The 24,114-nt window shown below is 63.5% G+C and carries 23 protein-coding genes and 1 other RNA gene; 12 read left to right on the top strand and 12 right to left on the bottom strand.

The window, feature by feature from the left end; translation table 11 throughout:
• Positions 1 to 13: 13 nt before the first annotated feature.
• Positions 14 to 1,927, bottom strand: a complete 1,914-nt coding sequence (locus tag C2I35_RS02335; protein ID WP_103761397.1) for a phosphatidylglycerol lysyltransferase domain-containing protein — start codon at positions 1,925 to 1,927, stop codon at positions 14 to 16.
• Positions 1,928 to 2,070: 143 nt separating this feature from the next.
• Positions 2,071 to 2,385 carry a DUF1476 domain-containing protein gene (locus C2I35_RS02330; RefSeq protein WP_103761396.1) on the bottom strand — a complete coding sequence of 105 codons (315 nt, stop codon included), beginning with the start codon at positions 2,383 to 2,385 and terminating at the stop codon, positions 2,071 to 2,073.
• 159 nt (positions 2,386 to 2,544) lie between these two features.
• On the opposite strand from C2I35_RS02330, the gene purC reads away from it, so the two are divergent.
• From purC to C2I35_RS02295, 7 genes are all read left to right on the top strand, one after another.
• Complete coding sequence (purC, locus tag C2I35_RS02325) at positions 2,545 to 3,306, top strand: phosphoribosylaminoimidazolesuccinocarboxamide synthase (RefSeq protein WP_103761395.1); 762 nt, start codon at positions 2,545 to 2,547, stop codon at positions 3,304 to 3,306.
• 13 nt (positions 3,307 to 3,319) lie between these two features.
• Positions 3,320 to 3,559, top strand: coding sequence for a phosphoribosylformylglycinamidine synthase subunit PurS (purS, locus tag C2I35_RS02320; RefSeq protein WP_103761394.1), 240 nt, complete (start codon positions 3,320 to 3,322; stop codon positions 3,557 to 3,559).
• Positions 3,559 to 4,227 (top strand): phosphoribosylformylglycinamidine synthase subunit PurQ, encoded by a 669-nt coding sequence (gene purQ / locus C2I35_RS02315; protein WP_103761393.1) that lies wholly within the window; start codon positions 3,559 to 3,561, stop codon positions 4,225 to 4,227. The genes purS and purQ overlap by 1 nt, the downstream gene beginning before the upstream one ends.
• A gap of 79 nt (positions 4,228 to 4,306) precedes the next feature.
• Positions 4,307 to 6,082, top strand: coding sequence for a sensor histidine kinase (locus tag C2I35_RS02310; protein ID WP_103761392.1), 1,776 nt, complete (start codon positions 4,307 to 4,309; stop codon positions 6,080 to 6,082).
• A 6-nt stretch (positions 6,083 to 6,088) separates the two neighbouring features.
• Positions 6,089 to 7,423 (top strand): sigma-54-dependent transcriptional regulator, encoded by a 1,335-nt coding sequence (locus tag C2I35_RS02305; protein ID WP_103761391.1) that lies wholly within the window; start codon positions 6,089 to 6,091, stop codon positions 7,421 to 7,423.
• A 59-nt stretch (positions 7,424 to 7,482) separates the two neighbouring features.
• The gene (gene budC, locus C2I35_RS02300; protein ID WP_103761390.1) at positions 7,483 to 8,238 is read left to right on the top strand and encodes a meso-2,3-butanediol dehydrogenase; all 756 of its coding nucleotides are present in this window, start codon (positions 7,483 to 7,485) and stop codon (positions 8,236 to 8,238) included.
• A gap of 472 nt (positions 8,239 to 8,710) precedes the next feature.
• Complete coding sequence (locus tag C2I35_RS02295; protein WP_103761389.1) at positions 8,711 to 11,410, top strand: Rne/Rng family ribonuclease; 2,700 nt, start codon at positions 8,711 to 8,713, stop codon at positions 11,408 to 11,410.
• A gap of 176 nt (positions 11,411 to 11,586) precedes the next feature.
• Here the strand turns inward: C2I35_RS02295 and thiC are convergent, their stop codons facing one another.
• The 3 genes from thiC to C2I35_RS02280 form a co-directional block, all read right to left on the bottom strand.
• Entirely contained in the window at positions 11,587 to 13,386 is a 1,800-nt protein-coding gene (gene thiC / locus C2I35_RS02290) for a phosphomethylpyrimidine synthase ThiC (RefSeq protein WP_103761388.1), read from the bottom strand.
• A gap of 290 nt (positions 13,387 to 13,676) precedes the next feature.
• A complete protein-coding gene (locus tag C2I35_RS02285; protein WP_170067097.1) occupies positions 13,677 to 14,042 on the bottom strand; it encodes a phasin family protein in 366 nt (121 codons plus the stop codon).
• Between the two features lie 196 nt (positions 14,043 to 14,238).
• On the bottom strand, positions 14,239 to 14,466 hold the full coding sequence (locus tag C2I35_RS02280) for a sulfurtransferase TusA family protein (RefSeq protein ID WP_103761386.1): 228 nt from the start codon (positions 14,464 to 14,466) through the stop codon (positions 14,239 to 14,241).
• Positions 14,467 to 14,570: 104 nt separating this feature from the next.
• On the opposite strand from C2I35_RS02280, the gene C2I35_RS02275 reads away from it, so the two are divergent.
• From C2I35_RS02275 to C2I35_RS02265, 3 genes are all read left to right on the top strand, one after another.
• Positions 14,571 to 15,323, top strand: coding sequence for a cytochrome c biogenesis CcdA family protein (locus tag C2I35_RS02275; protein WP_103761385.1), 753 nt, complete (start codon positions 14,571 to 14,573; stop codon positions 15,321 to 15,323).
• 64 nt (positions 15,324 to 15,387) lie between these two features.
• A complete protein-coding gene (locus C2I35_RS02270; protein WP_103761384.1) occupies positions 15,388 to 16,653 on the top strand; it encodes a hypothetical protein in 1,266 nt (421 codons plus the stop codon).
• Positions 16,650 to 18,014, top strand: coding sequence for a cytochrome P450 (locus tag C2I35_RS02265; RefSeq protein WP_103761383.1), 1,365 nt, complete (start codon positions 16,650 to 16,652; stop codon positions 18,012 to 18,014). Before C2I35_RS02270 ends, C2I35_RS02265 begins: the two co-directional genes overlap by 4 nt.
• Before the next feature lie 60 nt (positions 18,015 to 18,074).
• On the opposite strand, the gene C2I35_RS02260 is transcribed toward C2I35_RS02265, so the two are convergent.
• From C2I35_RS02260 to chrA, 6 genes are all read right to left on the bottom strand, one after another.
• On the bottom strand, positions 18,075 to 18,305 hold the full coding sequence (locus tag C2I35_RS02260) for an N-(5'-phosphoribosyl)anthranilate isomerase (protein ID WP_103761382.1): 231 nt from the start codon (positions 18,303 to 18,305) through the stop codon (positions 18,075 to 18,077).
• 145 nt (positions 18,306 to 18,450) lie between these two features.
• Positions 18,451 to 18,669 carry a ribbon-helix-helix domain-containing protein gene (locus C2I35_RS02255; protein ID WP_103761381.1) on the bottom strand — a complete coding sequence of 73 codons (219 nt, stop codon included), beginning with the start codon at positions 18,667 to 18,669 and terminating at the stop codon, positions 18,451 to 18,453.
• Entirely contained in the window at positions 18,666 to 18,845 is a 180-nt protein-coding gene (locus C2I35_RS02250) for a DUF4169 family protein (protein ID WP_103761380.1), read from the bottom strand. Before C2I35_RS02250 ends, C2I35_RS02255 begins: the two co-directional genes overlap by 4 nt.
• The gene (gene fumC / locus C2I35_RS02245; RefSeq protein ID WP_103761379.1) at positions 18,842 to 20,239 is read right to left on the bottom strand and encodes a class II fumarate hydratase; all 1,398 of its coding nucleotides are present in this window, start codon (positions 20,237 to 20,239) and stop codon (positions 18,842 to 18,844) included. The genes C2I35_RS02250 and fumC overlap by 4 nt, the downstream gene beginning before the upstream one ends.
• A 100-nt stretch (positions 20,240 to 20,339) precedes the next feature.
• Positions 20,340 to 20,822 (bottom strand): SspB family protein, encoded by a 483-nt coding sequence (locus tag C2I35_RS02240; protein ID WP_103761870.1) that lies wholly within the window; start codon positions 20,820 to 20,822, stop codon positions 20,340 to 20,342.
• A gap of 67 nt (positions 20,823 to 20,889) precedes the next feature.
• A complete protein-coding gene (gene chrA, locus C2I35_RS02235; RefSeq protein ID WP_103761378.1) occupies positions 20,890 to 22,134 on the bottom strand; it encodes a chromate efflux transporter in 1,245 nt (414 codons plus the stop codon).
• A 377-nt stretch (positions 22,135 to 22,511) separates the two neighbouring features.
• Between chrA and C2I35_RS02225 the strand changes: the two genes are divergently transcribed.
• Positions 22,512 to 22,949 carry a DUF2383 domain-containing protein gene (locus C2I35_RS02225; RefSeq protein ID WP_170067096.1) on the top strand — a complete coding sequence of 146 codons (438 nt, stop codon included), beginning with the start codon at positions 22,512 to 22,514 and terminating at the stop codon, positions 22,947 to 22,949.
• Positions 22,950 to 23,013: 64 nt separating this feature from the next.
• Here C2I35_RS02225 and ssrA read toward each other — a convergent pair.
• Positions 23,014 to 23,361: a transfer-messenger RNA gene (gene ssrA, locus C2I35_RS02220) on the bottom strand.
• 287 nt (positions 23,362 to 23,648) lie between these two features.
• On the opposite strand from ssrA, the gene C2I35_RS02215 reads away from it, so the two are divergent.
• Positions 23,649 to 24,065, top strand: coding sequence for a universal stress protein (locus C2I35_RS02215; RefSeq protein ID WP_103761376.1), 417 nt, complete (start codon positions 23,649 to 23,651; stop codon positions 24,063 to 24,065).
• Positions 24,066 to 24,114 lie beyond the last annotated feature (49 nt).

The raw sequence follows: 24,114 nt of genomic DNA, 5'->3' as shown, positions 1-24,114 counted from the left end.
TGGTCAGGAAATCTCATACATTCCGCGCGCGCGCAAACCCATAATCGTCATCATCTTCCTGAACCGGGGTATCATCCGCCGCCGTGGCACCGCGCTCACCTGCGCGTGCGGCGGGGCGGCGGATCGCCAGCCACAGGTCCAGCAGGCCCAGCCACAGCCCGATCCGGCTTCGGGCCAGCGCATAGCGGGGCACGCGCCGGGCGGCAAAGCTGCTCTTGAATTGCGCCAGGCCCGACGCGGGCGCGAAGCGCTCCGCCAGCTGTGCCAGCGGGCCGTGCGCCGGGGGCAGGGCGGCCAGCGACAACTGAGCGATCCCCGCCTGTCGGGCCTCGGCCACGGCCGTGGCGACCAGGGCATGCATCGTTCCTTCCGGTGCGCCATCGCCCGCCCGCATCAGGTCCAGACACCAGTCGCGCCGCCCGATGTGAAAACTGGCGAACCCGACGACACGGTCGTCGAGGCGGGCCAGAAACACCGCCTGATGGCTCAGGTACCCCGGGCAGAACCGGCCCATGGTCATGCCCCGCGCCGTGCCTTGCCGAGCCTGCCACGCGGCATCTATGTCACGCAGAGCGCCCCAGGGCAGGATTGTTTCCCGTGCCACCGTCACGCCGGACTGCGCAGCGCGGCGCAGCTTGCGCCTGAGCTGGCGAAAGGCGCTGCCCTCGGTGCTGAAATCGGCAGGGTGCAGGACCATGTCGTCGGCCACGTGCAGCGCATGCCAGCACTGCCGTCGCGCGGTCGCGGCGAGCCGCGCATCGGCCTTGTAGACCAGCGGGATCAGCGATTCGCGCGTGGCATGGCCCTGCATCAGCGCCAGCGCATTGCGCGGCCCCGCCGCGCCGGGCGCGGACAGTGGTCCGAACAACATGCACAGCGTCTGCCCGGGCCGGATCACCGGCAGGCGCAGCGTGCCCAGCACCAGCACTTCCGCGCCGCTCTGGCGGCACAATCCGGCTTCGGCCTGCGCCGGCCCGGCAAGGTCGCTTTCATGCAGTGGCCGCTTGATCGTGCCGGGGCGCAGGCCGTCGGGCAGGGGACGGATCAGCAAGATCCCGGCCAGCACCGCGGGCAGGGCGTAATAGACCAGCCGGAACCCCACGATGGCGCATAAAAGCTCGGTATCGGGCACCTGCGGCAACAAGGCGACCAGCACCAGCTCGAACGACCCCAGCCCGCCCGGCGTCCCGCTAAGAAGCGCCGCGCCAAGCGCGATCATGTAAACCGGCACGAGCGCGCCCGCAGACATCGCGACCGTCTCGGGCAGCAGGCACCACAGCGCGATCCCTGCAAAAACCGTGTCGATCAGCGTCAGCCCCGCGATGGCTCCCAGCGCACAAAGGCTCGGCATCCGCAAGGTGAGGGCCCGCAGGTGGATGCGGGGGTGAAGAAATACGAGTATCGCGCTGACACCAAACAGCAAAAGCAGGAACAGGGGCAGGACGGCCGGCAGCAGGTCCGACGGCGACAGCAGCGTGGCAAGGCCCAGCGCGAAACTCAGCCCGATCAGGAAGGTCACCACCACGCCGGTGGCCAGTTTCAAAGCCTGCACGAGGCTCAGTCCCGGCAGCAAACGCCAGCGCACCAGCGCGCCCGAGATCACGCCCATCCCCACGGTCTGCCCGATCGCGATGGCCGCCGCTCCGCTCAGCCGCGCCTGTCGCGCGGGGATATCGGTGCGCAGGTGCTTGTGCAGGATCACGTCATACTGGCCCAGCGCGGCAAAGCTGACGGCAGTGGCCAGTACCGCGCCCGCCCATTGCCAGGCCGACAGCTGCGCCATGACCTCGCCCAACCCGGCAAAAGCGCCCTCGTCGACCTGCCGCATCAGGACCCAGATGCAAACCAAGCCAAAACATAACGGCAGGGCAAGACGCACCCAGCCCGCCGCGCCCGGCCACGCGACGCGCAACACCCGTGATGACATGCAGCACCGTCCTTCCCTAGACCATATCGGCCCAAGGCTAGAGGCACGGCGTTACCGGCGGCTTAACAGATCAAATTGTCGAAAGATTACCGGGGGCAAATCGCCCCCGCGGACCTGTAGGGTGGGTGAAAACCCACGCGCCCTCAAGTTTCCTTCATCAGCTGTTCCTGCGCCACGCGCAGCAACTCGTCCATCTTCGAGCGGATCGTGTCCGCGTCCGCCATGTCGCCCAGGTCGCCCGCGACCTTGCGCACCACGTCCTCGTGCCCGGCTTCCTCGAAATCCGACAGCACGACCTCTTTCGCATAGGCGTCCGCATCTTCACCGGTCTTGCCCAGGATCTCCGCCGCCCACAGGCCCAACAGCTTGTTGCGCCGCGCCTCGGCCTTGAATTTCATTTCCTCGTCGTGGGCATACTTGTTCTCAAATGCGGTTTCACGATCGTCGAAGGTGCTCATCAGGCTCTCCCCGGGCAGGTATTTCGGTCTTCCCAGATATGGCCGCAAGCCCGCGAGGACGCAAGTCCATAAGGCCGCCTTGCCCCATTTCGCCGCATAGACTATGAGAACGCCACACGCCGCGAGTCCCTTACCGCGGCCCCAGATGAAAGAGAGCCCATGGCGCGGCGCAAGAAAATCTACGAAGGCAAGGCGAAAACCCTGTTCGAGGGCCCCGAACCGGGCACCATCGTGCAGTATTTCAAGGACGACGCCACCGCTTTCAACGCGGAAAAGAAGGACGTCATCGAAGGCAAGGGCGTGCTGAACAACATGCTCAGCGAATACTTCATGACGGGCCTCACGAATGTCGGCATCCCCAACCACTTCATGAAGCGGATCAACATGCGCGAACAGCTTGTCCGCGCCTGCGAGATCATTCCGCTAGAAGTGATCGTGCGCAACTATGCCGCCGGGTCGATGGCCAAGCGGCTGGGCATGGACGAGGGCACGCAATTGCCGCGCCCGATCGTGGAATACTGCCTGAAGGACGACGCCCTGGGCGATCCGCTGGTCACCGAGGAGCATATCGCCGCCTTCGGCTGGGCCACGCAGCAGGACATGGACGACATCCTGTCGCTCGCCCTGCGCGTCAACGACTTCCTCGCCGGGGTCATGTACGGCGTCGGCATCAAGCTGGTGGATTTCAAGATCGAGATCGGCCGCGTCTATGACGGTGATTTCATGCGCCTGATCGTGGCCGACGAGATCTCGCCCGACAGCTGCCGCCTGTGGGACATCGAAACCGGCCAGAAGCTCGACAAGGACGTGTTCCGCCGCGACCTTGGCAGCCTCACCGACGCCTATACCGAGGTCGCCAAGCGCCTGGGCGTCATGCCCAAAACCAACCCACCGGTGACCAAACCGACGCTGATCAACTAGGGGATCCGATCACATGAAAGCACGCGTACACGTCATGCTGAAAAACGGGGTGCTCGACCCGCAGGGCGAGGCCGTGCGTCACGCGCTGGGGTCGCTGGGCTTCGACGGGGTCGAGGGCGTGCGCCAGGGGAAGATCATCGAGCTGGACCTGACCGAGACCGATCCGGGCAAGGCCAAGGAGACCGTCACGGCCATGTGCGAAAAGCTGCTGGCGAACACCGTGATCGAATCCTATTCGGTGGAGATCGCCTGATGCACGCCGCCGTCATCGTCTTTCCCGGCTCCAACTGCGACCGTGACATGAAGGTCGCGTTCGAGAACGTGGGCGCAAAGGTCTCGATGGTCTGGCACAAGGACACCGAGATGCCGGCCGGGGTCGACGTGATCGGCGTACCGGGCGGCTTTTCCTTCGGCGACTACCTGCGCTGCGGCGCGATTGCCGCCAACTCGCCCATCTGCCAGTCGGTCAAGGCTCACGCGGACAAGGGCGGTTACGTGCTGGGCATCTGCAACGGCTTCCAGGTGCTTACGGAAACCGGCCTTCTGCCGGGCGTGCTGCTGCGTAACTCGGGCCTGAAGTATGTCTGCAAAGCCCTTGATCTGAAAGTGGAAACCTCGAATTCCGCCTACACGTCGGGATACAATGCGGGCACCACGATCACGATTCCCATCGCGCATCACGACGGCAACTACTACGCCGATGACGACACGCTTGCGCGGCTCAATGACGAAGACCGGGTCGCCTTCCGCTACGTGGAAAACCCGAACGGCTCGCAGCAGGACATCGCCGGCATCCTGTCGGAAAACCGCCGCGTGCTGGGCATGATGCCCCACCCCGAGCGCATGGCCGAGGAAACCCACGGCAACACCGAAGGCGCGACGCTCTTCACCAGCCTTGTCGGCAGCCTGGAAACCGCCTGATCCGCGCCCCGGCGGCAAACCGCCGGGAGCCACTATGGGCGGCTCTTGTTCCGCCCCCGGCGACGGCGTAATCTGAAGCATGGCCAGGGGGTTCTTCTCAAGCGAGGACAGGAACGGGCGCACGCTGGGCTGGCGGGCGCGGCTGGCGCTTTTGACGCTGGTGGCGCTGGCCATCGGGGTCGTCGCCGTCACCAACAGCCTTCTGACCGACCGCTTTACCGAAAACACCCGCAACCGGGCCGAACTGCGCTTGGCGCTCTATTCCGGCAACCTGCTGTCCGAACTGCGCCAGAACGCCATCGTGCCACAGCTTCTGGCGCGCGACCCCGCGCTGATCAGCGCGCTTGACGCGGGTAATTTCACCCAGTCTTCCCAACGCCTTATCACCTTCAACGAAGAGATCGAGGCTGCCTCGCTCACGCTTCTGGACGCCGACGGCCGGGTCGTGGCCGCCACCGACCGTGCCCGCATCGGACAGACCGCCCGCGACGCGCCGTATTTCGTCGACACGCTGCGCAGCCGCGATAACGTCTTCACCATCGTGCAGGACGAAACCGGCGCCTTCCGCTTCTTCTATTCGCGCCGCGTGGACAGCAACCAGACGCTGGCCGGCATGATCGTCGTCGAGATCAACCTGCAGAAATTCGAACGCGCCTGGGCCGGCATTTCCGACGCCGTGCTGGTCACCGACTCGCAGGGCCGCATCATCCTGGCGACAGAGCCGCGCTGGCGCGGCCTGACCGAGGAGGCCGCGCTCACCCGTGAACCGCCCAGTTCCGCCATCTTCCGGGCCATCCAGGCCACCACCGACTGGTCCAGCCTGCCGCCCGACGCCTATGTCGAAGGCGAGGCGGTGATGCGGGTGCAGGGCAGGGTGGCCTTCCGCGGCTGGCGCATCGCGTCCTTCACCACCTACGCCTCGGTGCGCGACAAGGTGAACGGCGTCTTGGCGCTGGAAATCATGATCTTCGCCATCCTGCTGGCGCTGGCCTTCTATTTCCTCAATCGCAAGACGGCGGCGCGGGCCTCCCTCTTCCAGCGCGAGTCGGCGGAGCTTCGCGCATTGAACGCGCGCCTGCAGCGGGAAATCGCCGAACGCCAAAGGGTGCAAGAGAACCTCGCGGTGGCCGAACAGACGCTCCAGCAAAGCTCCAAGCTGGCCGTCCTGGGCGAGATGTCGGCGGCCGTCAGCCACGAGCTGAACCAGCCCTTGGCGGCGATGAAAACCTACCTTGCCGGCGCCCGTCTTCTGCTGTCGCGCAACCGCCCCGACGAGGCCGTCAGCTCGTTCCAGCGCATCGACGACCTGATCGAGCGGATGGGCGCGATCACCAAGCAGCTGAAATCCTACGCGCGCCAGGACGGCAACCGCTTTCAGCCTGTAAACATGGGCGATGCGATCTATTCGGCGCTCGCGTTGATGGAACCACAGCTGCGCGAGCGGAAGGTCGACATCACCCGCACCTTGCCCGAGGATGCGGTCTGGGTCATGGGCGACCGGGTGCGCATCGAACAGGTCATCATCAACCTTCTGCGCAACGCCATGGACGCCACGCAAAATGAGGCCGAGGCGCGTATCGACATACTTCTGGCCGCGGGCGAGACGGCCGTTCTCACCGTGCGCGACAACGGCTCGGGCATCGCCGATATCGACAACCTGTTCGAGCCTTTCTATACCACCAAGCAGCCCGGCGACGGTGTCGGCTTGGGACTTGCCATTTCCTCGGGTATCGTTAACGACCTCGGCGGCCGTCTGACGGCGCGCAACGCCGCCAACGGGGGGGCTGTATTCGAAATGCAGCTGCCCATATTGACCGAAGACGCCCAACCGGACGCGACAAGAGCAGCGGAGTAAAAGGACATGCCGACCGCCATGAAAATCGCCATCATCGACGACGAAAAGGATATGCGCCAGTCGATCAGCCAATGGCTGGCCCTGTCGGGATACGACACCGAGGCGTTCCCCTCCGCCGAAGAGGCGCTCAAGGTGCTGGGGCCGGATTATCCCGGCATCGTCGTCACCGACATCAAGATGCCCGGCATGGACGGGATGCAGTTCCTGAAGAAGCTGATGGGCAGCGACAGCTCTCTGCCCGTGATCATGATCACCGGCCACGGCGACGTGCCCATGGCGGTCGAGGCAATGCGGGTCGGGGCTTATGACTTCCTAGAAAAGCCATTCAATCCCGACCGGATGAACGAGCTGGCCAAACGCGCCACCAACGCCCGCCGCATGGTGCTAGACAGCCGCGCGTTGCGGCGCGAGCTTTCCGATGGCGGTCAGCTGATGAAGAAACTCATCGGCGCCTCGCCGGTGATGGAGCGCCTCAAGGAAGACATCCTCGACCTCGGGCAGGCCGACGGCCATGTCCTGATCGAGGGCGAGACCGGCACCGGCAAGACCCTCGTGGCCCACGCCCTGCACGCCGTTGGCGCCCGCGCGGGCAAGAAATTCGTGCTGATCTCCTGCTCGGGCATCGAGGAAGACGCCCTGATGAAGCGCCTCTTCGGCCCGATGCAGCCCGAGGACACGCGCCTGCCTGCCGTGGAAGAGGCTCGCGGCGGTACGCTCGTTCTGGAAGATATCGAGAAACTCAGCGATGCCGCGCAGGCCAAGCTGCTGTCCTTCGTCAACGAGGAAGGCACCCCGCCGGAAACCCGCGTCGTGGCGATCTCCAACATGCAGGAACAGGACCGCACCTGCGAGGATGCGCTGCGCTCTGACCTGTTCTATCGCCTCGGCGCGCTGCGTATCACGGTGCCGCCCCTGCGCCAGCGCGGTGAGGATATCCTGACGCTCTTCACCCGCTTCTCGGATGCCTTCGCCGACGATTACGGCTGCGAGGCGCCACAGGTCTCCGCCCAGGAAGCCGCGCAACTCTTGCAGGCCCCGTGGCCCGGCAACGTGCGCCAGCTGATCAACATCGCCGAACGCGCCGTCCTGCAATCGCGCCGCGGCTCGGGCACCATCGCCTCGCTGCTGATGTCCGACCATCAGGACATGCAGCCGGTGATGACGACCGAGGGCAAGCCGCTCAAGGAATATGTCGAGGCGTTCGAGCGCATGCTGATCGACAACACCATGCGCCGCCACAAGGGCTCGATCGCCTCGGTGATGGACGAGCTTTGCCTACCGCGCCGCACCCTGAACGAGAAGATGGCAAAATACGGCCTGCAACGCTCGGACTACCTCTAACCGGCTGGAACCGGGTCAAAGTCTGCGCGTTTCTCCTGCGACACACAAAGGAGAGCAGCATGACCCGTACAGCAATCATCACCGGCGCCGGCTCGGGCATCGGCGCCGCCACCGCCAAACGCTTTGCCGATGACGGCTGGAATGTCGTCCTGAACGGCCGCACCCGAGACAAGCTTGACGCCGTCGCGGCCGAACTGCCGGAAATGGGCGTCCGGGTCGTCGACGGCGACGTCTCCAAACCCGATGATGCCGAGCGGCTGGTCACCGAAGCCGTCGAAAGCTTCGGCGGCCTCACCTGCGTCGTCAACAACGCCGGCATCGCGCGTGGCGGGGCGCCCGGCGACCTCAGCTTCGAGGATTTCAACGCCCAGATGAACATCAATGCCGGCGGCGTCTTCAACTGTGTGACCGCGGCTCTGCCGGAACTGAAAAAGGCCGATGGCGCGTGCATCGTCAACACATCCTCGGTGTCCGGCCTTGGCGGCGACTGGACGATGTTCGGCTACAACGCCTCCAAGGGCGCGGTCAGCAACATGACCCGCGCCATGGCTCTGGACCTCGCGCCGGACATCCGCGTCAACGCCGTGGCCCCGTCGCTGACCCGCACGGACATGTCCTCGGGCATCCGCGACGACGAGAGTCTCATGGCGCGCTTCAAGGACCGCATCCCGATGGGCCGCGCCGCCGAACCCGAAGATGTCGCAAGCGTCATCGCCTTTCTGGCCTCGCATGATGCGCGGTTCGTGAACGGCGTGGTGCTGCCCGTGGATGGCGGGCTCTCGGCCTCGAACGGTCAGCCGAACTTCGCTGCCTGACCGGCTACCACCCACGCGCCCCGTGCGCCGCGTGGGTGGTGTTTTCCTGTGGATGCTTTCCTCCCGCGCGCCGTAGCGCCGGCCCGAATTGCAACGCAGGCACGATTACCCATTGTCTTTTACCGTCTTCCGCCCTTAATTAGGAGATATGCTCCACCAATTGTGGACCATTTCAGAGTTTCGCTGCTTCAGGCCCAGGAACGGGTGGTGAGGCAACCGATTGGGTCCCCCGAGGGACCACGAGACGCCGGCACATCCCAAGGGATGATGCGGCACATGAACGGGGGCAGGGGGCCGAGGTCCCGCAGCCCTGGAGAAGAACCGCGATGACGCGCGCGAGAACATCGACGTTCCAGTGCAAGACCCGATCCGGTCGGGCCTTCCGCGCGTTGCATATCGCTCGAAAAAGACACGACCAACGCACGCTCGCTCCCCCCGGGGGCTGGCGGCCTTTGTCGTGCAACGGACATACATGGCCAAGAAAATGCTTATCGATGCCACCCACGCGGAGGAAACCCGCGTCGTGGTGGTTGACGGAAACAAGGTCGAGGAATTCGACTTTGAATCGGAAAACAAGCGCCAGCTAGCTGGCAACATCTATCTCGCAAAGGTCACAAGGGTCGAACCGTCGCTTCAGGCGGCCTTCGTCGATTACGGTGGCAACCGCCACGGTTTCCTCGCCTTTTCGGAGATCCACCCCGATTACTACCAGATCCCCGTGGCCGACCGCGAGGCGCTGCTGGAAGAGGAGCGCGCCTATGCCGAGGCGATGAAGGCGCGTGACGAGGAAGAGGACAAACCCAAGCCCAAGCGCAGCCGCCGGCGGCGCTCGTCCAAGGCGGCCGAGGCCGACAACGGCGATTCCGTCGCCAAGTCGGATATCGACGGCATGGAAACCATCGACCTTGACGACGAGGCGGCGAATGACGACGAAGGTCTGTCGCCGATGGAAACCGTGGCCGAAACCCCGGTCGAGGAACCGCAGGACGACGACACCACCGAGGCCGCCACGAAAGAGGCGGACGAGGGCAAGGACGACGCTGACGACCACGGCGAGGATGACGACGACACGTCCAAACGCTCCGATGCGTCCTCCAAGGACGAGTCCATCGAGTCGGTCGCCGATGACGACGACCACGAGGATATCCGCCCGCCGCGCAAACCGCGCCCGCGCCGCTACAAGATCCAGGAAGTCATCAAGGTCCGCCAGATCCTGCTGGTGCAGGTCGTCAAGGAAGAGCGCGGCAACAAGGGCGCGGCGCTGACCACGTATCTCTCGCTCGCCGGCCGCTACTGCGTGTTGATGCCCAACACCGCCCGTGGCGGCGGCATCAGCCGCAAGATCACCAACGCCACGGACCGCAAGAAACTGAAAGAGATCGCCAACGAGATCGACGTGCCCCAGGGCGCGGGCCTGATCGTGCGCACGGCGGGCGCCAAGCGCACCAAGTCCGAGATCAAGCGCGACTACGAGTACCTGCAACGCCTGTGGGAGCAGATCCGCGAACTGACGCTGAAATCCATTGCGCCGGCCAAGATCTACGAAGAGGGCGACCTGATCAAACGCTCGATCCGCGACCTCTACAATCGCGAGATCGATGAGGTCCATGTCGAGGGCGATCGCGGCTACCGCATCGCCAAGGACTTCATGAAGATGATCATGCCGTCCCACGCCAAGAACGTGAAGCAGTACACCGATACCCTGCCGCTCTTCGCGCGCTACCAGGTGGAATCGTACCTCGCGGGCATGTTCAACCCCACGGTCCAGCTCAAATCCGGCGGCTACATCGTGATCGGCGTGACCGAGGCGCTGGTGGCCATCGACGTCAACTCCGGCCGCGCCACCAAGGAAGGCTCGATCGAGGACACCGCGCTCAAGACCAACCTGGAGGCCGCCGACGAAGTCGCCCGCCAGCTGCGCCTGCGCGACCTTGCGGGTCTGATCGTGATCGACTTCATCGACATGGACGAGCGCAAGAACAACGCCGCCGTCGAGAAGCGCATGAAGGACCGGCTCAAGACCGACCGCGCCCGCATCCAGGTGGGCCGCATCTCGGGCTTCGGCCTGATGGAAATGTCGCGCCAGCGCCTGCGCCCCGGCATGCTCGAGGCCACGACCCAGCCGTGCCCCTCCTGCCACGGCACCGGCCTGATCCGCTCGGACGACAGCATGGCGCTCTCCATCCTGCGCCAGATCGAAGAGGAAGGCACCCGCGGACGCTCCCGCGAGGTGCTGGTGAAATGCCCCGTGGCCATCGCCAACTTCCTGATCAACCAGAAACGCGAGCACGTCGCACAGATCGAGGGCCGCTACGGCCTGTCGGTGCGGATCGAGGGTGACCCGACGCTGGTCAGCCCCGACTTCACGCTCGAAAAGTTCAAGACAGCCTCCCGCGTTGTGAAACAGACCTCCGCCGCCGTGGTGTCGGTCGACAGCTCGCTGATGGACGATATCGACGACGCTGCCGACGCCGAGACACCCGATCCCGCCGAGGCCCCGCCCGCGCCCGAGAACGAGGGCAATGACGGGGGCAACAACGGCGGCAATGACGGGGGCGACGGCCAACCCAAGAAAAAGCGCCGCCGCCGGCGTCGCCGCTCGCGCTCGAAATCCGGGAATGGCGAGAACGGCCAGAACCAGAACGGCGATCAGCAGGAGAACGGTCAGCCCTCCGGCGACGGCCCGTCCGACCAAAAGAACGAGACGCCGAAGGACGACACACCGGCAGAACCCGTTGCAGCAGAGTCCCAAAACGTCTCCGAAGAGGCGCCGAAAGAGGACAAGCCCAAGCGCGTCAGCCGCTCGCGCAAGAAAAAGACCGACGACGCGCCCAAGGAAGAGGCAGCCGCCGAGACCCCGTCCGAGACGGCCGAGGCCACGCCGGAGGACAAACCTGCGGAGAAGCCGAAGCCCAAGCCGCGCTCGCGCAAGAAAAAGGAAGAGCCCGCGCCAGAGGCGGCCGCAGAGGCAGCGCCCGAACCCGCGGCGGAGCCCGCACCCGAGTCCGCCGAAGCCGCACCCGAGCCAGAGGCCAAACCGGCCCGCAAACGCGCTCCGCGCAAGAAGCCCGAGCCGGTCGCCGCCGAGGCCACCGACACGGCCGAAACCGCTACGCCGGAGCCGGCCGAGGACAAGCCCAAGCGGAAGGGCTGGTGGTCGTTCGGCAGCTAGGTCGCTCTGAGAGAAACATGAAACGCCGGGGCAGGACCCCGGCGTTTTTTGTTTCATTTTCACGCATCCAGTAGCGATCACGCGGCTTTGCACACGCTGTCCCGGGCTTGACCCGGGATCTCATAGGTCAGAGATCCCGGATCAGGTCCGGGATGAGCGCCGGCAGATCCCGGCGTTCACTCCTCCGCCTCATCCACCGGCACGTACAAATCCCCGCCTTCGCGGAACTTGGCGGCCATCTTCTCCATCCCTTCCTTCTGTGCCTCGGCGCGGATGTCGTGGCTGATCCGCATCGAGCAGAATTTCGGCCCGCACATCGAACAGAAATGCGCCACCTTGTGCGCTTCCTTGGGCAAGGTCTGGTCGTGGAACTCCCGCGCGGTTTCCGGGTCCAGCGACAGGTTGAACTGATCTTCCCAGCGGAACTCGAACCGCGCGCGGCTTAGTGCATCGTCGCGCCGCTGCGCGCCGGGCAGGCCCTTGGCGAGGTCGGCGGCATGGGCCGCGATCTTGTAGGTGATCACGCCGGTTTTCACGTCGTCCCGGTCGGGCAGGCCCAGATGCTCCTTGGGCGTCACGTAGCACAGCATCGCGCAGCCGAACCACCCGATCATCGCCGCCCCGATCCCGCTGGTGATATGGTCATACCCCGGCGCGATATCCGTGGTCAGCGGTCCAAGCGTATAGAACGGCGCCTCGTGGCAGCACTCCAATTGCTTGTCCATGTTCTCCTTGATCTTGTGCATGGCCACGTGGCCCGGCCCCTCGATCATCACCTGGCAATCCTTGGCCCAGGCGATCTTGGTCAGTTCCCCCAGCGTCTCCAGCTCGGCGAACTGCGCCGCGTCATTGGCATCCGCGATGGACCCGGGCCGCAGCCCGTCACCAAGGCTGAACGACACGTCATAGGCCCGGCAAATGTCGCAGATCTCCTCGAAATGCTCGTACAGGAACGACTCGCGGTGATGATGCAGGCACCACTTGGCCATGATCGACCCGCCGCGCGACACGATGCCCGTCACCCGGTCCACCGTCATCGGCACCATGTGCAGGCGCACGCCGGCGTGGATGGTGAAATAATCCACGCCCTGTTCCGCCTGTTCGATCAGCGTGTCGCGGAACACCTCCCAGGTCAGGTCCTCGGCGATGCCGTTCACCTTCTCCAGCGCCTGGTAAATCGGCACGGTCCCGATCGGCACGGGGGAATTGCGGATGATCCATTCGCGCGTGTTGTGGATGTTGCGGCCCGTGGAAAGGTCCATGACCGTGTCCGCGCCCCAGCGGATCGCCCAGACCAGCTTGTCCACTTCCTCTTCCATCGAGGAGGTCACGGCGGAGGTGCCCATGTTGGCGTTGATCTTCACCAGGAAATTGCGCCCGATGATCATCGGCTCGGATTCGGGGTGGTTGATGTTGGCCGGGATGATCGCCCGGCCCGCCGCCACCTCGTCGCGCACGAATTCCGGCGTCACATAGTCGGGGATATTGGCGCCCCAGTCATTGCCGTCGCGCGCCTCGGCCACGGCCTCGCGCATCTGGTTTTCGCGGATCGCGATGAATTCCATCTCGGGCGTCACCACGCCCGCCCGTGCATAGGCCAGCTGCGTGACCGCCTTGCCATCTTTCGCCCGCATCGGTGCGGCGATATTGGGAAATTCCGGCGTCAGGCGGTCGCCTTCGACGAAACCGTTATCCTCGGGCTTTACATGACGGCCCTCGTATTCCTCGACATCGCCGCGCGCCTCGATCCACTCGCGGCGCAGGCGGGGCAGGCCCTCGCGGATATCGGTCAACACGTTCGGGTCGGTATAGGGCCCTGAACTGTCATAGACGGGCAGGGGCTCTTCGCCGGACGTGGGATGCACGGAAATCTCGCGCATCGGCACGCGGATATCGGGGTGTTGCGTGCCTTTCACGTAGATCTTGCGTGACGCGGGCAGCTCGCCCGTGGTGATCTTGGGATTGGGTACGTTCATTTTGGCGCTCCTCAAGCGGTTACTCGAAAAGACACCAGATGAGGCGTGGCTTGAGGGAAACGCGGGGGCGATGCGCCCCGTCTTCGGAAAACAGTGCCCGGACGTCCGGGAATGCGATCCTAGCTTCCTACGCCAGTGTCAACTGGGTCAGGTTCAAAGGGTCGCGTCACCGGGCATATGCCCTGTCAGCCTCTCAGTCCCCTGGGCGGGACCCCCCTGCGTAAGCGCAGGCTAGCGAAGCGCCGCCGTCATTTCAACGGCCAATCGGGAAAAGTCTCGGGCGGTGCGGATCAGACCGGCACATCGTCGTAATTGCGCCGGGTCGTCGGGGCGGTGTCCTTGATATCCACCTTCATCGCAACGCCCATCATCTCCATCATCCGCCGCGTTTCTTCGGTATAGTCCGTGAACGCCTTCTTCATGAAATCGCTTTGAACCTGCATCAGCTCCTGCGGCGTCTTGCAGGCCAGCATCGCGCGCTGCGCCTCCAGATCCGTCTCCAGCCGTTCGGACATGAAGCGCATGCTTTCCTGAACCATGTCGAACCATGCTGTCATCGCCACCGGGCTGAACGCCGCCATCGCGGCCACCATGCCGGCATTGGCCTGGTAAGTCGTGTCCGGGGTTTCGGTTGTTTTCTTCGTAGATCTGGCCATCTGCGCCACTCCTTCCGAGCTTCGGCAAAGTCCGCGGCGGGGCGGTCTTTGCGGGAACGTCTTCCGATCTGGCACTACACACCGAAACACGCGCATTGCGCCATTCGGGACGGTAACAATTATATGACGTGGCTCATCCGAGGTACAGCGCAACCGGCCTTCTGCCCCTCGCGCCGTTGTCGCACCCCCGTGCGCCTCAGCCCTTGCGCACCCGGTAAAGCGTCACCACCCCGTCCTCGACCGTCTCGATCAGTTCGTGCCCCGCCTCGGCACAGAAATGCGGCACGTCGATCACCGCCGCCGGGTCATCCGCCCGCAGCACGATCACGTCGCCACTGGCCAGCGGCTTCATCCGTTTGCGCAGCTTCAGCACGGGCAGGGGGCACAAGAGCCCCACGGCGTCGATGGTCTCAGGTTCGCTCATGCGATCGGAGGTAGTCCAACCGTTACAGCCTGTCCACCGAGATGTGACCGCGCTGTGACGCCGCGCCGCGTGACGCCCTCCGCGTTTTGCACTAGACGAAAGGCATGTTCGGAATCGATCTCATAGACGCCACCCTGATCCCCGCCATGGCCATCGCGCTCGTGGCCGGCGTTTTCTCATTTCTCAGCCCCTGCGTGCTGCCCATCGTGCCGCCCTACCTGGCCTACATGAGCGGCGTCACCGTGACCGACCTCCAGTCCGAGCGCCGCACGCGCAACAAGGCGATCCTGCCCGCGCTTTTCTTCGTGCTGGGCCTGTCGACCGTTTTCCTGTTCCTCGGCTTTGCGGCCTCGACCTTTGGCCGCGCCTTCCTGCAATACCAGGATTACTTCAACACCGCCGCCGGTCTCATCGTCATGATCTTCGGCCTGCATTTCCTCGGGATCTTCCGCATCGGCATCATGGACCGCGAGGCGCGCCTCGACGTGGGCGACAAGGGCGGCACCACGTTCGGGGCCTATATCCTCGGCCTCGCCTTTGCCTTCGGCTGGACGCCCTGCATAGGGCCGCAGCTGGGCGCGATCCTGTCTCTGGCGGCGTCCGAAGCCTCCGTCACGCGCGGCACGCTTCTTCTGGCGGTCTACGCGGCGGGGCTCGGCATCCCCTTCCTTCTGGTCGCCGCGTTCCTGCCGCGCCTGACCGGGCTGATGAACTGGATGAAACGCCACATGGACCAGATCGAGCGCATCATGGGCCTGCTCCTCTGGACCATTGGCCTGCTGATGCTGACGGGTGGTTTCGCCGCCTTCTCCTACTGGCTGCTCGAGATGTTCCCGGCCCTCGCGCTGGTCGGCTAAAGTCTTACTCTCGCCCCAATAATGGGCTACGCTCTTGCAAAGAAGAGGCCAAGACAGGTCTGGCATGAGCAGCCCCACCCACGCCCCCGTCACCCGTCGCCGGGTGTTCTACATTCCGGGATACGATCCCATTCATCCCCGCCGCTACCGCGAGCTCTACCGCAAGGAGGGCGCGGAGCAGGCGGGCCTCTCGGGCTATGACCTCGCCCTGTCGGCCCGCAAAACTCAAGGCCGCTACGGCTGGCAGGTAGACGCGACCATAGAGGGCCAGGCAGTCCATACCGAGTTCGACGTGCTGGTCTGGTCCGACATCGTCCGCGACAGCATGGAGCGCGGCATCGCCGGCACCTACCTGCAACTCATCCGCACCGCCTGGACCTATATCGCCTCGGGCGCGCTGTTCCGCCTGATGCGCCTGCGCAAGGGGCCGGTCATTGCCGCGCTCTACCCGGTGGGCTTCCTGGTCGTGCAACTGGTGCTGGCCCTCGCGCTGGCCTTTGGCCTGTGGTCCGCCATCGTCTGGACATGGGAAACGCTCTTCCGGCCTCCGGACCAGTTGTTCTCCGATGGCTTCGTCTATGTCCTTTACGGCAGCATTCCGGTCGCGCTTCTGGCAGGCTACGCGCTGCTGCGCTGGTTCAAGGCCCGCGACAACAAGCTTTTCGCCTATTACCTCATGCACGATTACGCCTATTCGGCCCAGTCCAAGGGCGCCAACCCGCCCAAGTTGGAGGCGCGGATGGCCCAGTTCACCGACGAGATCGCCGCCGCATTGACCCGCGACGTGGACGAGGTACTCGTCGTCGGCCACTCCTCTGGCGCCCATCTCGGCGTCTCCATCCTCGCAGATCTCATCCGGGCAGGCCGCGTGCCGGAAAACGGCCCGACACTCTCGTTCCTCACGCTGGGGCAGGTCGTCCCGATGGTGTCCTTTCTCAAGGAGGCCCACCGCCTCCGCGCCGACCTGCACTACCTCTCGACCCGCGAGGAACTCGCCTGGGTCGACGTCACCGCCCCCGGCGACGGCTGCGCCTTCGCGCTTTGCGATCCGGTCGCCGTCTCCGGCGTCGCCCCCAAGAATCAGCGCTGGCCCCTGATCCTCTCGGCCGCCTTCACCCAAACCCTCAGCCCGGCACGTTGGAAGGCCCTGCGCTGGCGCTTCTTTCGGCTGCATTTCCAGTATCTCTGCGCCTTCGACCGCCCCGGCGACTACGACTATTTCCAGATCACCGCCGGCCCGCAGACCTTGGGCCACCGCTACACCGACCGCGCCCCGTCGCCCAGCCGCATCACCCGCGCCACCTCCCGCTTCACGAGCATGGCGGCATGAGCCAACCGCCCAAGCCGCCCGCGCGCGAGGGCCGCGTTTCGCTCTGGCGCTACATGCGGCTTTTCCGGGCCGACATCCTCTCGGCCCAGCCCGCGCGGCTTTACCGCGCCTGGATGGCCGAATTCCGCACGCCGTTCTTCCGCTCCTACCTCTGCAACCAGCCCGAGCTTGTCGACCTTGTGCTCAAGGAACGCCCCGACGATTTCCCGAAATCCGACCGCGTGCGCGAAGGCCTCACGCCGCTCCTGGGCAATTCCGTCTTCGTCACCAACGGCGAGACATGGAAACGCCAGCGCCGCATCATCGACCCGGCCTTCGAGGGCGGGCGCCTGCGTGACACGTTCCCGGCCATGCTGGCGGCGGGGCAGGGCGCCGTGGCGCGCCTCGCCGATCACGCCACCGGCCAGCCCGTCGAGATCGAGGCCGAGACCAGCCACGTCGCTGCCGACGTGATCTTCCGCACGCTCTTCTCGATCCCGATCGAGGATGAGATCGCCACCCGCGTCTTCAACGAGTTCCGCGAACACCAGCGCACCCAGCCGATGCTGAACCTGGCCGCCTTCCTGCCACTGCCGCGCTGGTTCCCGCGCTTTCACCGCCGCCGGACCAAGGCGACGGCGCGCACGATCCGCGACCTGATCACCCGCCTGACAAGCCGCCGGATGGACGAGATTGCGGCGGGCACCGCGCCCGACGATCTTGCCACCAAGATCATGACCACCACCGACCCCGAAACCGGCGGCCGCTTCGACACGCCCGAAATGGTCGACCAGGTGGCGATCTTCTTTCTCGCCGGGCACGAGACGTCGGCCTCGGCCCTTGCCTGGGCGCTCTATCTATTGGCGATGCACCCCGACTGGCAGGAACGTCTGGCGTCGGAGGCGCAAGAGGTTCTGACCGAGGGCAGCATGGCGTTCTCGGACATGGGCAAACTGCGCCTCTCGCGCGATGTCTTTCGCGAAACCCTGCGCCTGTATCCGCCCGTGCCGATGATGGTCCGTGAGGCCGCCTGTCCTGAAACCTTCCGCGACCGGCAGGTCCCGAAAGGCAGCCAGATCGTCCTCAGCCCGTGGCACCAGCACCGCCACGAACGGCTCTGGGACCGCCCGGACGACTTCGACCCTGCGCGCTTTGGCACCGAGAACGGACGGGCCTGTCTGCGCAACGCCTACATGCCGTTCTCTGCCGGACAGCGCGTCTGCACCGGCGCCGGGTTCGCCATGATCGAGGGGCCGCTGCTCCTGTCGATGATGGTTGCCGTTTACCGGTTCGAACTCGTTCCGGAGCGTCCCGCCATGCCGGTGGCGCACCTGACGGTGCGCGGCAAGGACGGCATCTGGCTCAAGGTCACGCCGCGCTAGGGGCCGGGGCAAATCTTTTCAAAAAAGATTTGCCAAAAGCTTTCTCAAAGCTTTTGGCGCTCAACACCAAACCGACACCCGCTCGTTATTGCAGAAGATGACAACCTGTCCCGCGTTCTCGACCGCATGGTATCCCCGCCGCCCGATCTCGCGCCGAAACCGGTCTCTGCCCACGATCCTCTCGATGTCGCGAACGCTGCGCCGGACGACACCGCCCTCCCGAGCGGCTTTCGCGTCGAAAATCTTGCGCATCCAAATGTCGGCGGGCAGGAGAAGGCGAGGCTCTGACATGGGCTCATGCTGGCCCAAACATAGTTAATACCGGGTAAAAAGCGCGCGGTCTCTTGTTCCGGTCTCTTGCAAGAAACGACACCGACGCGATGCCACCCGGATACCGACGCAATACCGACGCGCCATTTTGGGCTGCGCATTCGGGTTAACTTTTGTCCCGGTAATGCCGCAGCACGTATAGCCGGATCGCAGAGGCCAGCCCCATGTCCACGCCCCGTGCCTCGTCGATCCGCGCGGCCAACACGTTGACGGGCACATCTTCCTTCGCCGCTATCTCTTTGAAACACTTCCAGAATTCGTCTTCCAGCGAGACGCTGGTCCGATGCCCGCGCAGCGTGAGCGACCGTTTGACCGGCCGGCTCACTCTTCGTCCAGGCGATGCTGCCGCAGCGCCTCCCGCGCCTTTTCCGCCCGCGCTTCGTCGATCTCTCTCTCGACCTTCGTGCGTCCGAATTTCACAGCGTTTTCATCAGCTTGTGATCGCTTCTTCGCGTTATTCTTCGCCTTCCGAATGCGGTTGAGATTGACGATCTCGCTCATGCGTCTTTAGGGCCGATCATGTCCTCGGGCCGAACCACCTCGTCAAAGGTCTTCTCATCCACGAAACCAAGGGAAATTGCCTCTTCTTTCAAGGTGGTACCGTTCTTGTGCGCCGTCTTGGCGACCTTGGTGGCGTTGTCATATCCAATGGTCGGCGCCAGCGCGGTCACGAGCATCAGGCTTTCCTTCATCAGTTTGTCGATCCGAGGCTCATTGGCCTCGATGCCCAGCAGCATACGTTCCGTGAAGCTGTCCGCGGCGTCACCCAAAAGCTGTATGGATTGCAAGAGGTTATAGGACATCATCGGGTTGTAGACATTGAGCTCGAAATGCCCCTGGCTCCCGGCGAACTTGATCGCGGCGTCGTTGCCCATCACGTGGGCCGCCACCTGCGTCAACGCCTCGGCCTGTGTCGGGTTCACCTTGCCTGGCATGATCGACGAGCCGGGTTCATTCTCCGGCAGGATCAACTCTCCCAGGCCAGATCGCGGACCTGAGCCCAAGAACCGGATATCATTGGCAATTTTGTAGCAGCTTCCCGCAACGGTCGCGATTGCTCCGGACAGGAACACCATCGCATCATGCGCGGCCAGCGCCTCGAACTTGTTGGGCGCGGTGACAAAGGGCAGACCTGTGATCTCGGCCATATTCGCCGCCACCGCCTCACCCCAGCCCTTGCGGGTGTTGAGCCCGGTTCCCACGGCGGTGCCACCCTGGGCAAGTTCGTGGATGCCCGGAAGGCCGGACTCGATGCGCTGGATCCCCATGCGGATTTGATGCGCGTAGCCTGAGAATTCCTGACCCAGTGTCAGTGGCGTCGCATCCTGCGTATGGGTGCGACCGATCTTGATGATGTCTTTGAATTCATTAGACTTCTGTTCCAGCGCTTCTGCCAGCTTTAGAAGTCCCGGAAGCAGGACGTCACGCACCGACATGGCTGTTGCGATATGCATCGCGGTCGGGAAGGTGTCGTTCGAGGATTGCCCCATGTTGCAATGATCGTTGGGGTGCACCGGGTCCTTGCTGCCTATCTCGCCACCGAGGATCTCGATGGCGCGATTGGCGATTACCTCGTTGGAATTCATGTTCGACTGTGTGCCGGACCCCGTCTGCCATACCGCCAGCGGGAAATGGTCGTCCAGCTTGCCCTCGACCACTTCGCCCGCCGCCTCGATGATCGCGTCGGCCAGCTTCGCGTCCAGCACGCCCGCCTCTTTGTTGGCCATGGCGCAGGCCTTCTTGATCACTCCCAGCGCACGGACGATTGCCACCGGCTGTTTTTCCCAGCCAATGGGGAAGTTCATCAACGAGCGCTGCGTCTGCGCGCCCCAATATTTTTCTGCCGGAACCTCCAGCGGGCCGAAACTGTCGGATTCTGTACGAGTGGCGGTCATTGCGGAGTCTCCTGGAAATTCGTTTGGCGCTTCATATCCGACCGGGTGGAAATATCAACGCTGCATACAGCAGAATACCGTACGCACGTGTCAGCCGACGTTACTTGCGGAAACTATCGAGGCTGACCACGTCGGCATCGCGCGGCTTGGTCGTGTCCTCGGCCTCGATGTCATGCTCATCCAGCGCCGCCTCGTCGCTGGCCTCTTCCTCGTCATCCTCCTCGGCCTCGTCCTGCGATTCGAAGCGCAGGCCGAACTCCACCGAAGGATCGACGAAGGTCTGGATCGCATCGTAGGGGATGTAGAGCGTCTCGGGGCTGTCGCCGAAGTTGAGCGTAACGGTGAATCCCTCGTCGGTGACGTCGAGATTGTCGAACCAGTGTTGCATCACGACCGTCATCTCGTTCGGGTAGCGTTCGCGTAGCCAATCGGCCAGCTCAGCCTCCGGGTGGGTCGTTTCGAAAGTGATGAAGAAATGATGTGCGCCCGGCAGCCCGTTGTCGCGCACATCGCACAATACTTCCTGGATCAGGCCGCGCATGGCCCGGTGCATCAGTTTTCCGTAATCGATTGAATGCGGCATCTTCATCCCCGAACCTTTCGATTTTCACAATAAGGGATTCGAAGCAAAACAAAAGAGGCCGCGCAGCTTAGACCAGCAAATCAATGCCCCACGCCAGCAGCGCCATGACGGCAAGCCCGGAGACCATGGGCACACGCAATCCTAGGTAGATGAAAACGGCAAGCAGTACGAGCGAGGCGTTCTGCACAGAGAAACTGTCGAGGCGCAGCGCCGGCGCTATGGCTCCCTTGCCGACATCGGTGAACAATACGTGCAGGGTAAACCAGACGGCGAGATTGAGGATCACGCCCGCCACGCTGGCTGAAATGGCGTCAAAAGCCCCTTTAAGCCGGGGCCGGGCCAGCAGCGCCTCGACATAGGGCGCGGCGGCGAAGATCCACAAAAAGCACGGTACGAAAGTGACCCAAAGCGTGACCGACGCCGCGACCATTGCAAGGCCCGGACCACCTTGCGAGAAACCCGTCATGAAACCCGCGAACTGAGTCACAAGGATCAATGGTCCCGGCGTCGTTTCCGCAAGGCCAAGTGCGTCGATCATCTGGTCTGTGTTGAGCCAGCCATAGGACTGGACAATTTCCTGCGTCATGTAGGCCAGAACGGCATAGGCGCCGCCGAAGGTGACCACCGCGAGCTTGGAAAAGAACAGACCGAGCTGCAACAGTAGGGTCGCGTCGAGCGCCCAGAGAGTCAGCAAAGGGGCGGCCCAAATCGCGCCCCATATCACCACCGTGCGCACCGTGCCAGCCCGTGTTACGACCGGCACGGGCGGGTCATCTGTGGCGCCGGTCCGCACCGAGACCAGCCCTATGACGGCGGCCATTCCGATGATGGCAGGGAAGGGCACCGAGAAGAGAAAGATCGCCATGAAAGACCCCAGCGCGAGCGTCAGGGCCAGTCCGCCCCGAAGCGCACGGCGTGCGAGCTTGTAGAGCGCTTGGAACACGATCACCACCACCGCCGCCTTGATGCCCGCGAACACGGTCTGAACCACTGGCATCTGGCCGAAATAGGCGTACCCGAACGCCAGCGCAAAGATCACCACTGCACCGGGCAGTACGAAAAGCAGTCCGGCCAAAAGGCCGCCTCTGACGCCGCGCAGCTTCCATCCGGCATAGGTGGCAAGCTGCATTGCCTCGGGACCGGGCAGAAGCATGCAAAAGGACAGCGCCTGAAGGAATTGGCTTTCGGTCAGCCATTTGTGCCGGTCCACCAACTCGGTCTGCATCAGGGAGATCTGCGCGGCAGGGCCGCCGAAGGACAGTATCCCGATCCGCCCGAACACGCGGAACATCTTTTTAAGCGATACCGTCATCGCGCATCCCGCGTCACTGTCCAGTCATGGCCTTCGTCATACCCGCCCCGGGCCCATCGGTACAGCGCATCATACGCCGCTATCCCGGCCCTCAACTGTCCATGATAGTTGCGAAACTGACGTGACAGTCCTGCGTTCCGATCAGGCGGTCGAGTTGGGGTACGATTATTCCGTCGGGTGGGGGTATGGCACATCCTTTGCTGACAGCGTTGCCGAGATTGCGCAACGTCCAGTGGATGCGACTTTGGGCCAAAACATCACGGAGTGGTCGCACATTCGCCCATACCTATGCGTGTCCAGCCTTGTGCCGTCTGTCAATGCGCATTGGAACAGCACGTGCCGTTCGCGCGTTAAACACTGTTCAAGGAGTTTATTTTATGACGCTCACCACGTCTGCCGAATATCGCGACGCACTGGCCAAACTTCAGGTGCGGATCAAGGACACGCTGGCAGGATATGATGAGATACTCGAGAGGGCCGAGCCCGGTGTTCGTCCGCTCATGGAGAAATTCAGTGCCGCTCACACGGCGCACGAGGCAGAACTAGCCGCGCGGCTGCGAAAACACGGATGCGTCCCGGATGAGGATGGCAGTTTCTTTTCCACAGTGCAGCGCATTGTCATCAAGACCCGTGCGGTCTTTGATGACTTGGACGAAGACGTTCTTAATTCTGTGATCAAGGGCGAGGAACGCATCCTGTCACTGTATGACGCGGCCATCACGGCTGCGCGGGACGAAGGCGAGATAGCACTTCTGAGCAGGCAACGTGGGGAACTTCATGAACTCGTTCAGACGGCGCATCGAGAGTTCGATTAAACGGCACACTTCGTACGTTTCCTTGGCGCCGATGGCACCTTTTCTACTTACCCGGTAAAATGAAAGTGCAGGCTTCTGTTGCCAGGTGCCTGCGAACCCCGCCTGACCTTGCTAGAGGCCAGGGCTTAAGAGTCGGCTACTCCGACCGCTTACGCGGCCATTGCTGCCGGAGCATTATTGTCGTTGGCAATTATGCTTAGTGAACCGATAACGGTGGTATCTCACCGGGACAAAGCTAACCCCTTTAGACGTTCGTCGATCCTGTTTCGGCCCCATATCCCTCCAACGACGGGTGATTGGTGGAGCCGCCGGGTACCGCCCCCGGGTCCGATCCGCTTATTACGAGCGCGTTTATGTCCATAGTCCCGAAGGACACCTCAAATATAAGTGAGGCTCCGAAAATTGCAATGGGATCAAGTCTCGGCACGGCCAGTAAATTATGCGAATCTCCGGCGAAACCGGCTGTGAAACAGGCAGTTTTTGCAAGGTTTGACGCGTTGATCGCCAGCCTTACGCCCCGTCGCGCAACGTCTGGATGTCGTTTGCGCTCGGAATTCAGCCGCATTTCATTGAAGCCCGGGGTCCAAACGCGTTAGGCTGAAGCACACGGGGGGATTTAGACGGGTTATCCGTGGCCCCCTCAAACCCGGCGCGTGGCCAAAAAGAGCCATCAAATGGCGCGCTACAGGAGGGACTGACATGTTCAACAAGATCATGGCCCCGGTTGACTTGGCTCACAAGGATCGTCTTGAAAAGGCGCTCAAGTGTACAGGCGACCTGGCCAAATATTATAACGCCGAAGTGGTCTATGTCGGGGTTACCACGACCACGCCCAGTTCAACCGCGCATACGCCGGAGGAATACGGGAAAAAGCTCGATGCATTCGCAAAAGAGCAGGGCGAGGCTTACGGTATCAGCGCTTCGGGTGATTCTCTGGTAAGCCACGACCCGAGTTCCGATGTCGACGATATCCTGCTCAAGGCCGTAAGCGAAACCGGATCCGACCTCGTCATCATGGCCAGCCACGTACCCAACGTCATGGATTACGTGTGGCCGTCGAATGGCGGCAAGATTGCCGAACACGCCAAATGTTCCGTGATGGTGGTCCGGACCTGAGCCAACCGCTCAATTCCGATCGACACTAAAAGACTTCATATAGGGAGGC

Origin of the sequence: Roseovarius confluentis (assembly GCF_002917925.1) — a bacterium.
Taxonomy (GTDB): Bacteria; Pseudomonadota; Alphaproteobacteria; order Rhodobacterales; family Rhodobacteraceae; genus Roseovarius; species Roseovarius confluentis.
This window is presented reverse-complemented; position numbering and strand designations above follow the sequence as displayed.

Bases quoted from the DNA above. Each gene is read 5' to 3' on its own strand.
- purS (WP_103761394.1), top strand. From the start codon at position 3,320: ATGAAAGCACGCGTACACGTCATGCTGAAAAACGGGGTGCTCGACCCG.
- C2I35_RS02310 (WP_103761392.1), top strand. From the start codon at position 4,307: ATGGCCAGGGGGTTCTTCTCAAGCGAGGACAGGAACGGGCGCACGCTG.
- fumC (WP_103761379.1), bottom strand. From the start codon at position 20,239: ATGACCGCCACTCGTACAGAATCCGACAGTTTCGGCCCGCTGGAGGTT.
- C2I35_RS02335 (WP_103761397.1), bottom strand. From the start codon at position 1,927: ATGTCATCACGGGTGTTGCGCGTCGCGTGGCCGGGCGCGGCGGGCTGG.
- C2I35_RS02215 (WP_103761376.1), top strand. From the start codon at position 23,649: ATGTTCAACAAGATCATGGCCCCGGTTGACTTGGCTCACAAGGATCGT.
- budC (WP_103761390.1), top strand. From the start codon at position 7,483: ATGACCCGTACAGCAATCATCACCGGCGCCGGCTCGGGCATCGGCGCC.
- C2I35_RS02330 (WP_103761396.1), bottom strand. From the start codon at position 2,385: ATGAGCACCTTCGACGATCGTGAAACCGCATTTGAGAACAAGTATGCC.
- C2I35_RS02240 (WP_103761870.1), bottom strand. From the start codon at position 20,822: ATGCCGCATTCAATCGATTACGGAAAACTGATGCACCGGGCCATGCGC.
- C2I35_RS02250 (WP_103761380.1), bottom strand. From the start codon at position 18,845: ATGAGCGAGATCGTCAATCTCAACCGCATTCGGAAGGCGAAGAATAAC.
- purQ (WP_103761393.1), top strand. From the start codon at position 3,559: ATGCACGCCGCCGTCATCGTCTTTCCCGGCTCCAACTGCGACCGTGAC.
- C2I35_RS02225 (WP_170067096.1), top strand. From the start codon at position 22,512: ATGACGCTCACCACGTCTGCCGAATATCGCGACGCACTGGCCAAACTT.
- C2I35_RS02285 (WP_170067097.1), bottom strand. From the start codon at position 14,042: ATGGCCAGATCTACGAAGAAAACAACCGAAACCCCGGACACGACTTAC.
- C2I35_RS02265 (WP_103761383.1), top strand. From the start codon at position 16,650: ATGAGCCAACCGCCCAAGCCGCCCGCGCGCGAGGGCCGCGTTTCGCTC.
- purC (WP_103761395.1), top strand. From the start codon at position 2,545: ATGGCGCGGCGCAAGAAAATCTACGAAGGCAAGGCGAAAACCCTGTTC.
- C2I35_RS02260 (WP_103761382.1), bottom strand. From the start codon at position 18,305: ATGTCAGAGCCTCGCCTTCTCCTGCCCGCCGACATTTGGATGCGCAAG.
- C2I35_RS02270 (WP_103761384.1), top strand. From the start codon at position 15,388: ATGAGCAGCCCCACCCACGCCCCCGTCACCCGTCGCCGGGTGTTCTAC.
- C2I35_RS02295 (WP_103761389.1), top strand. From the start codon at position 8,711: ATGGCCAAGAAAATGCTTATCGATGCCACCCACGCGGAGGAAACCCGC.
- C2I35_RS02275 (WP_103761385.1), top strand. From the start codon at position 14,571: ATGTTCGGAATCGATCTCATAGACGCCACCCTGATCCCCGCCATGGCC.
- C2I35_RS02280 (WP_103761386.1), bottom strand. From the start codon at position 14,466: ATGAGCGAACCTGAGACCATCGACGCCGTGGGGCTCTTGTGCCCCCTG.
- chrA (WP_103761378.1), bottom strand. From the start codon at position 22,134: ATGACGGTATCGCTTAAAAAGATGTTCCGCGTGTTCGGGCGGATCGGG.
- thiC (WP_103761388.1), bottom strand. From the start codon at position 13,386: ATGAACGTACCCAATCCCAAGATCACCACGGGCGAGCTGCCCGCGTCA.
- C2I35_RS02305 (WP_103761391.1), top strand. From the start codon at position 6,089: ATGCCGACCGCCATGAAAATCGCCATCATCGACGACGAAAAGGATATG.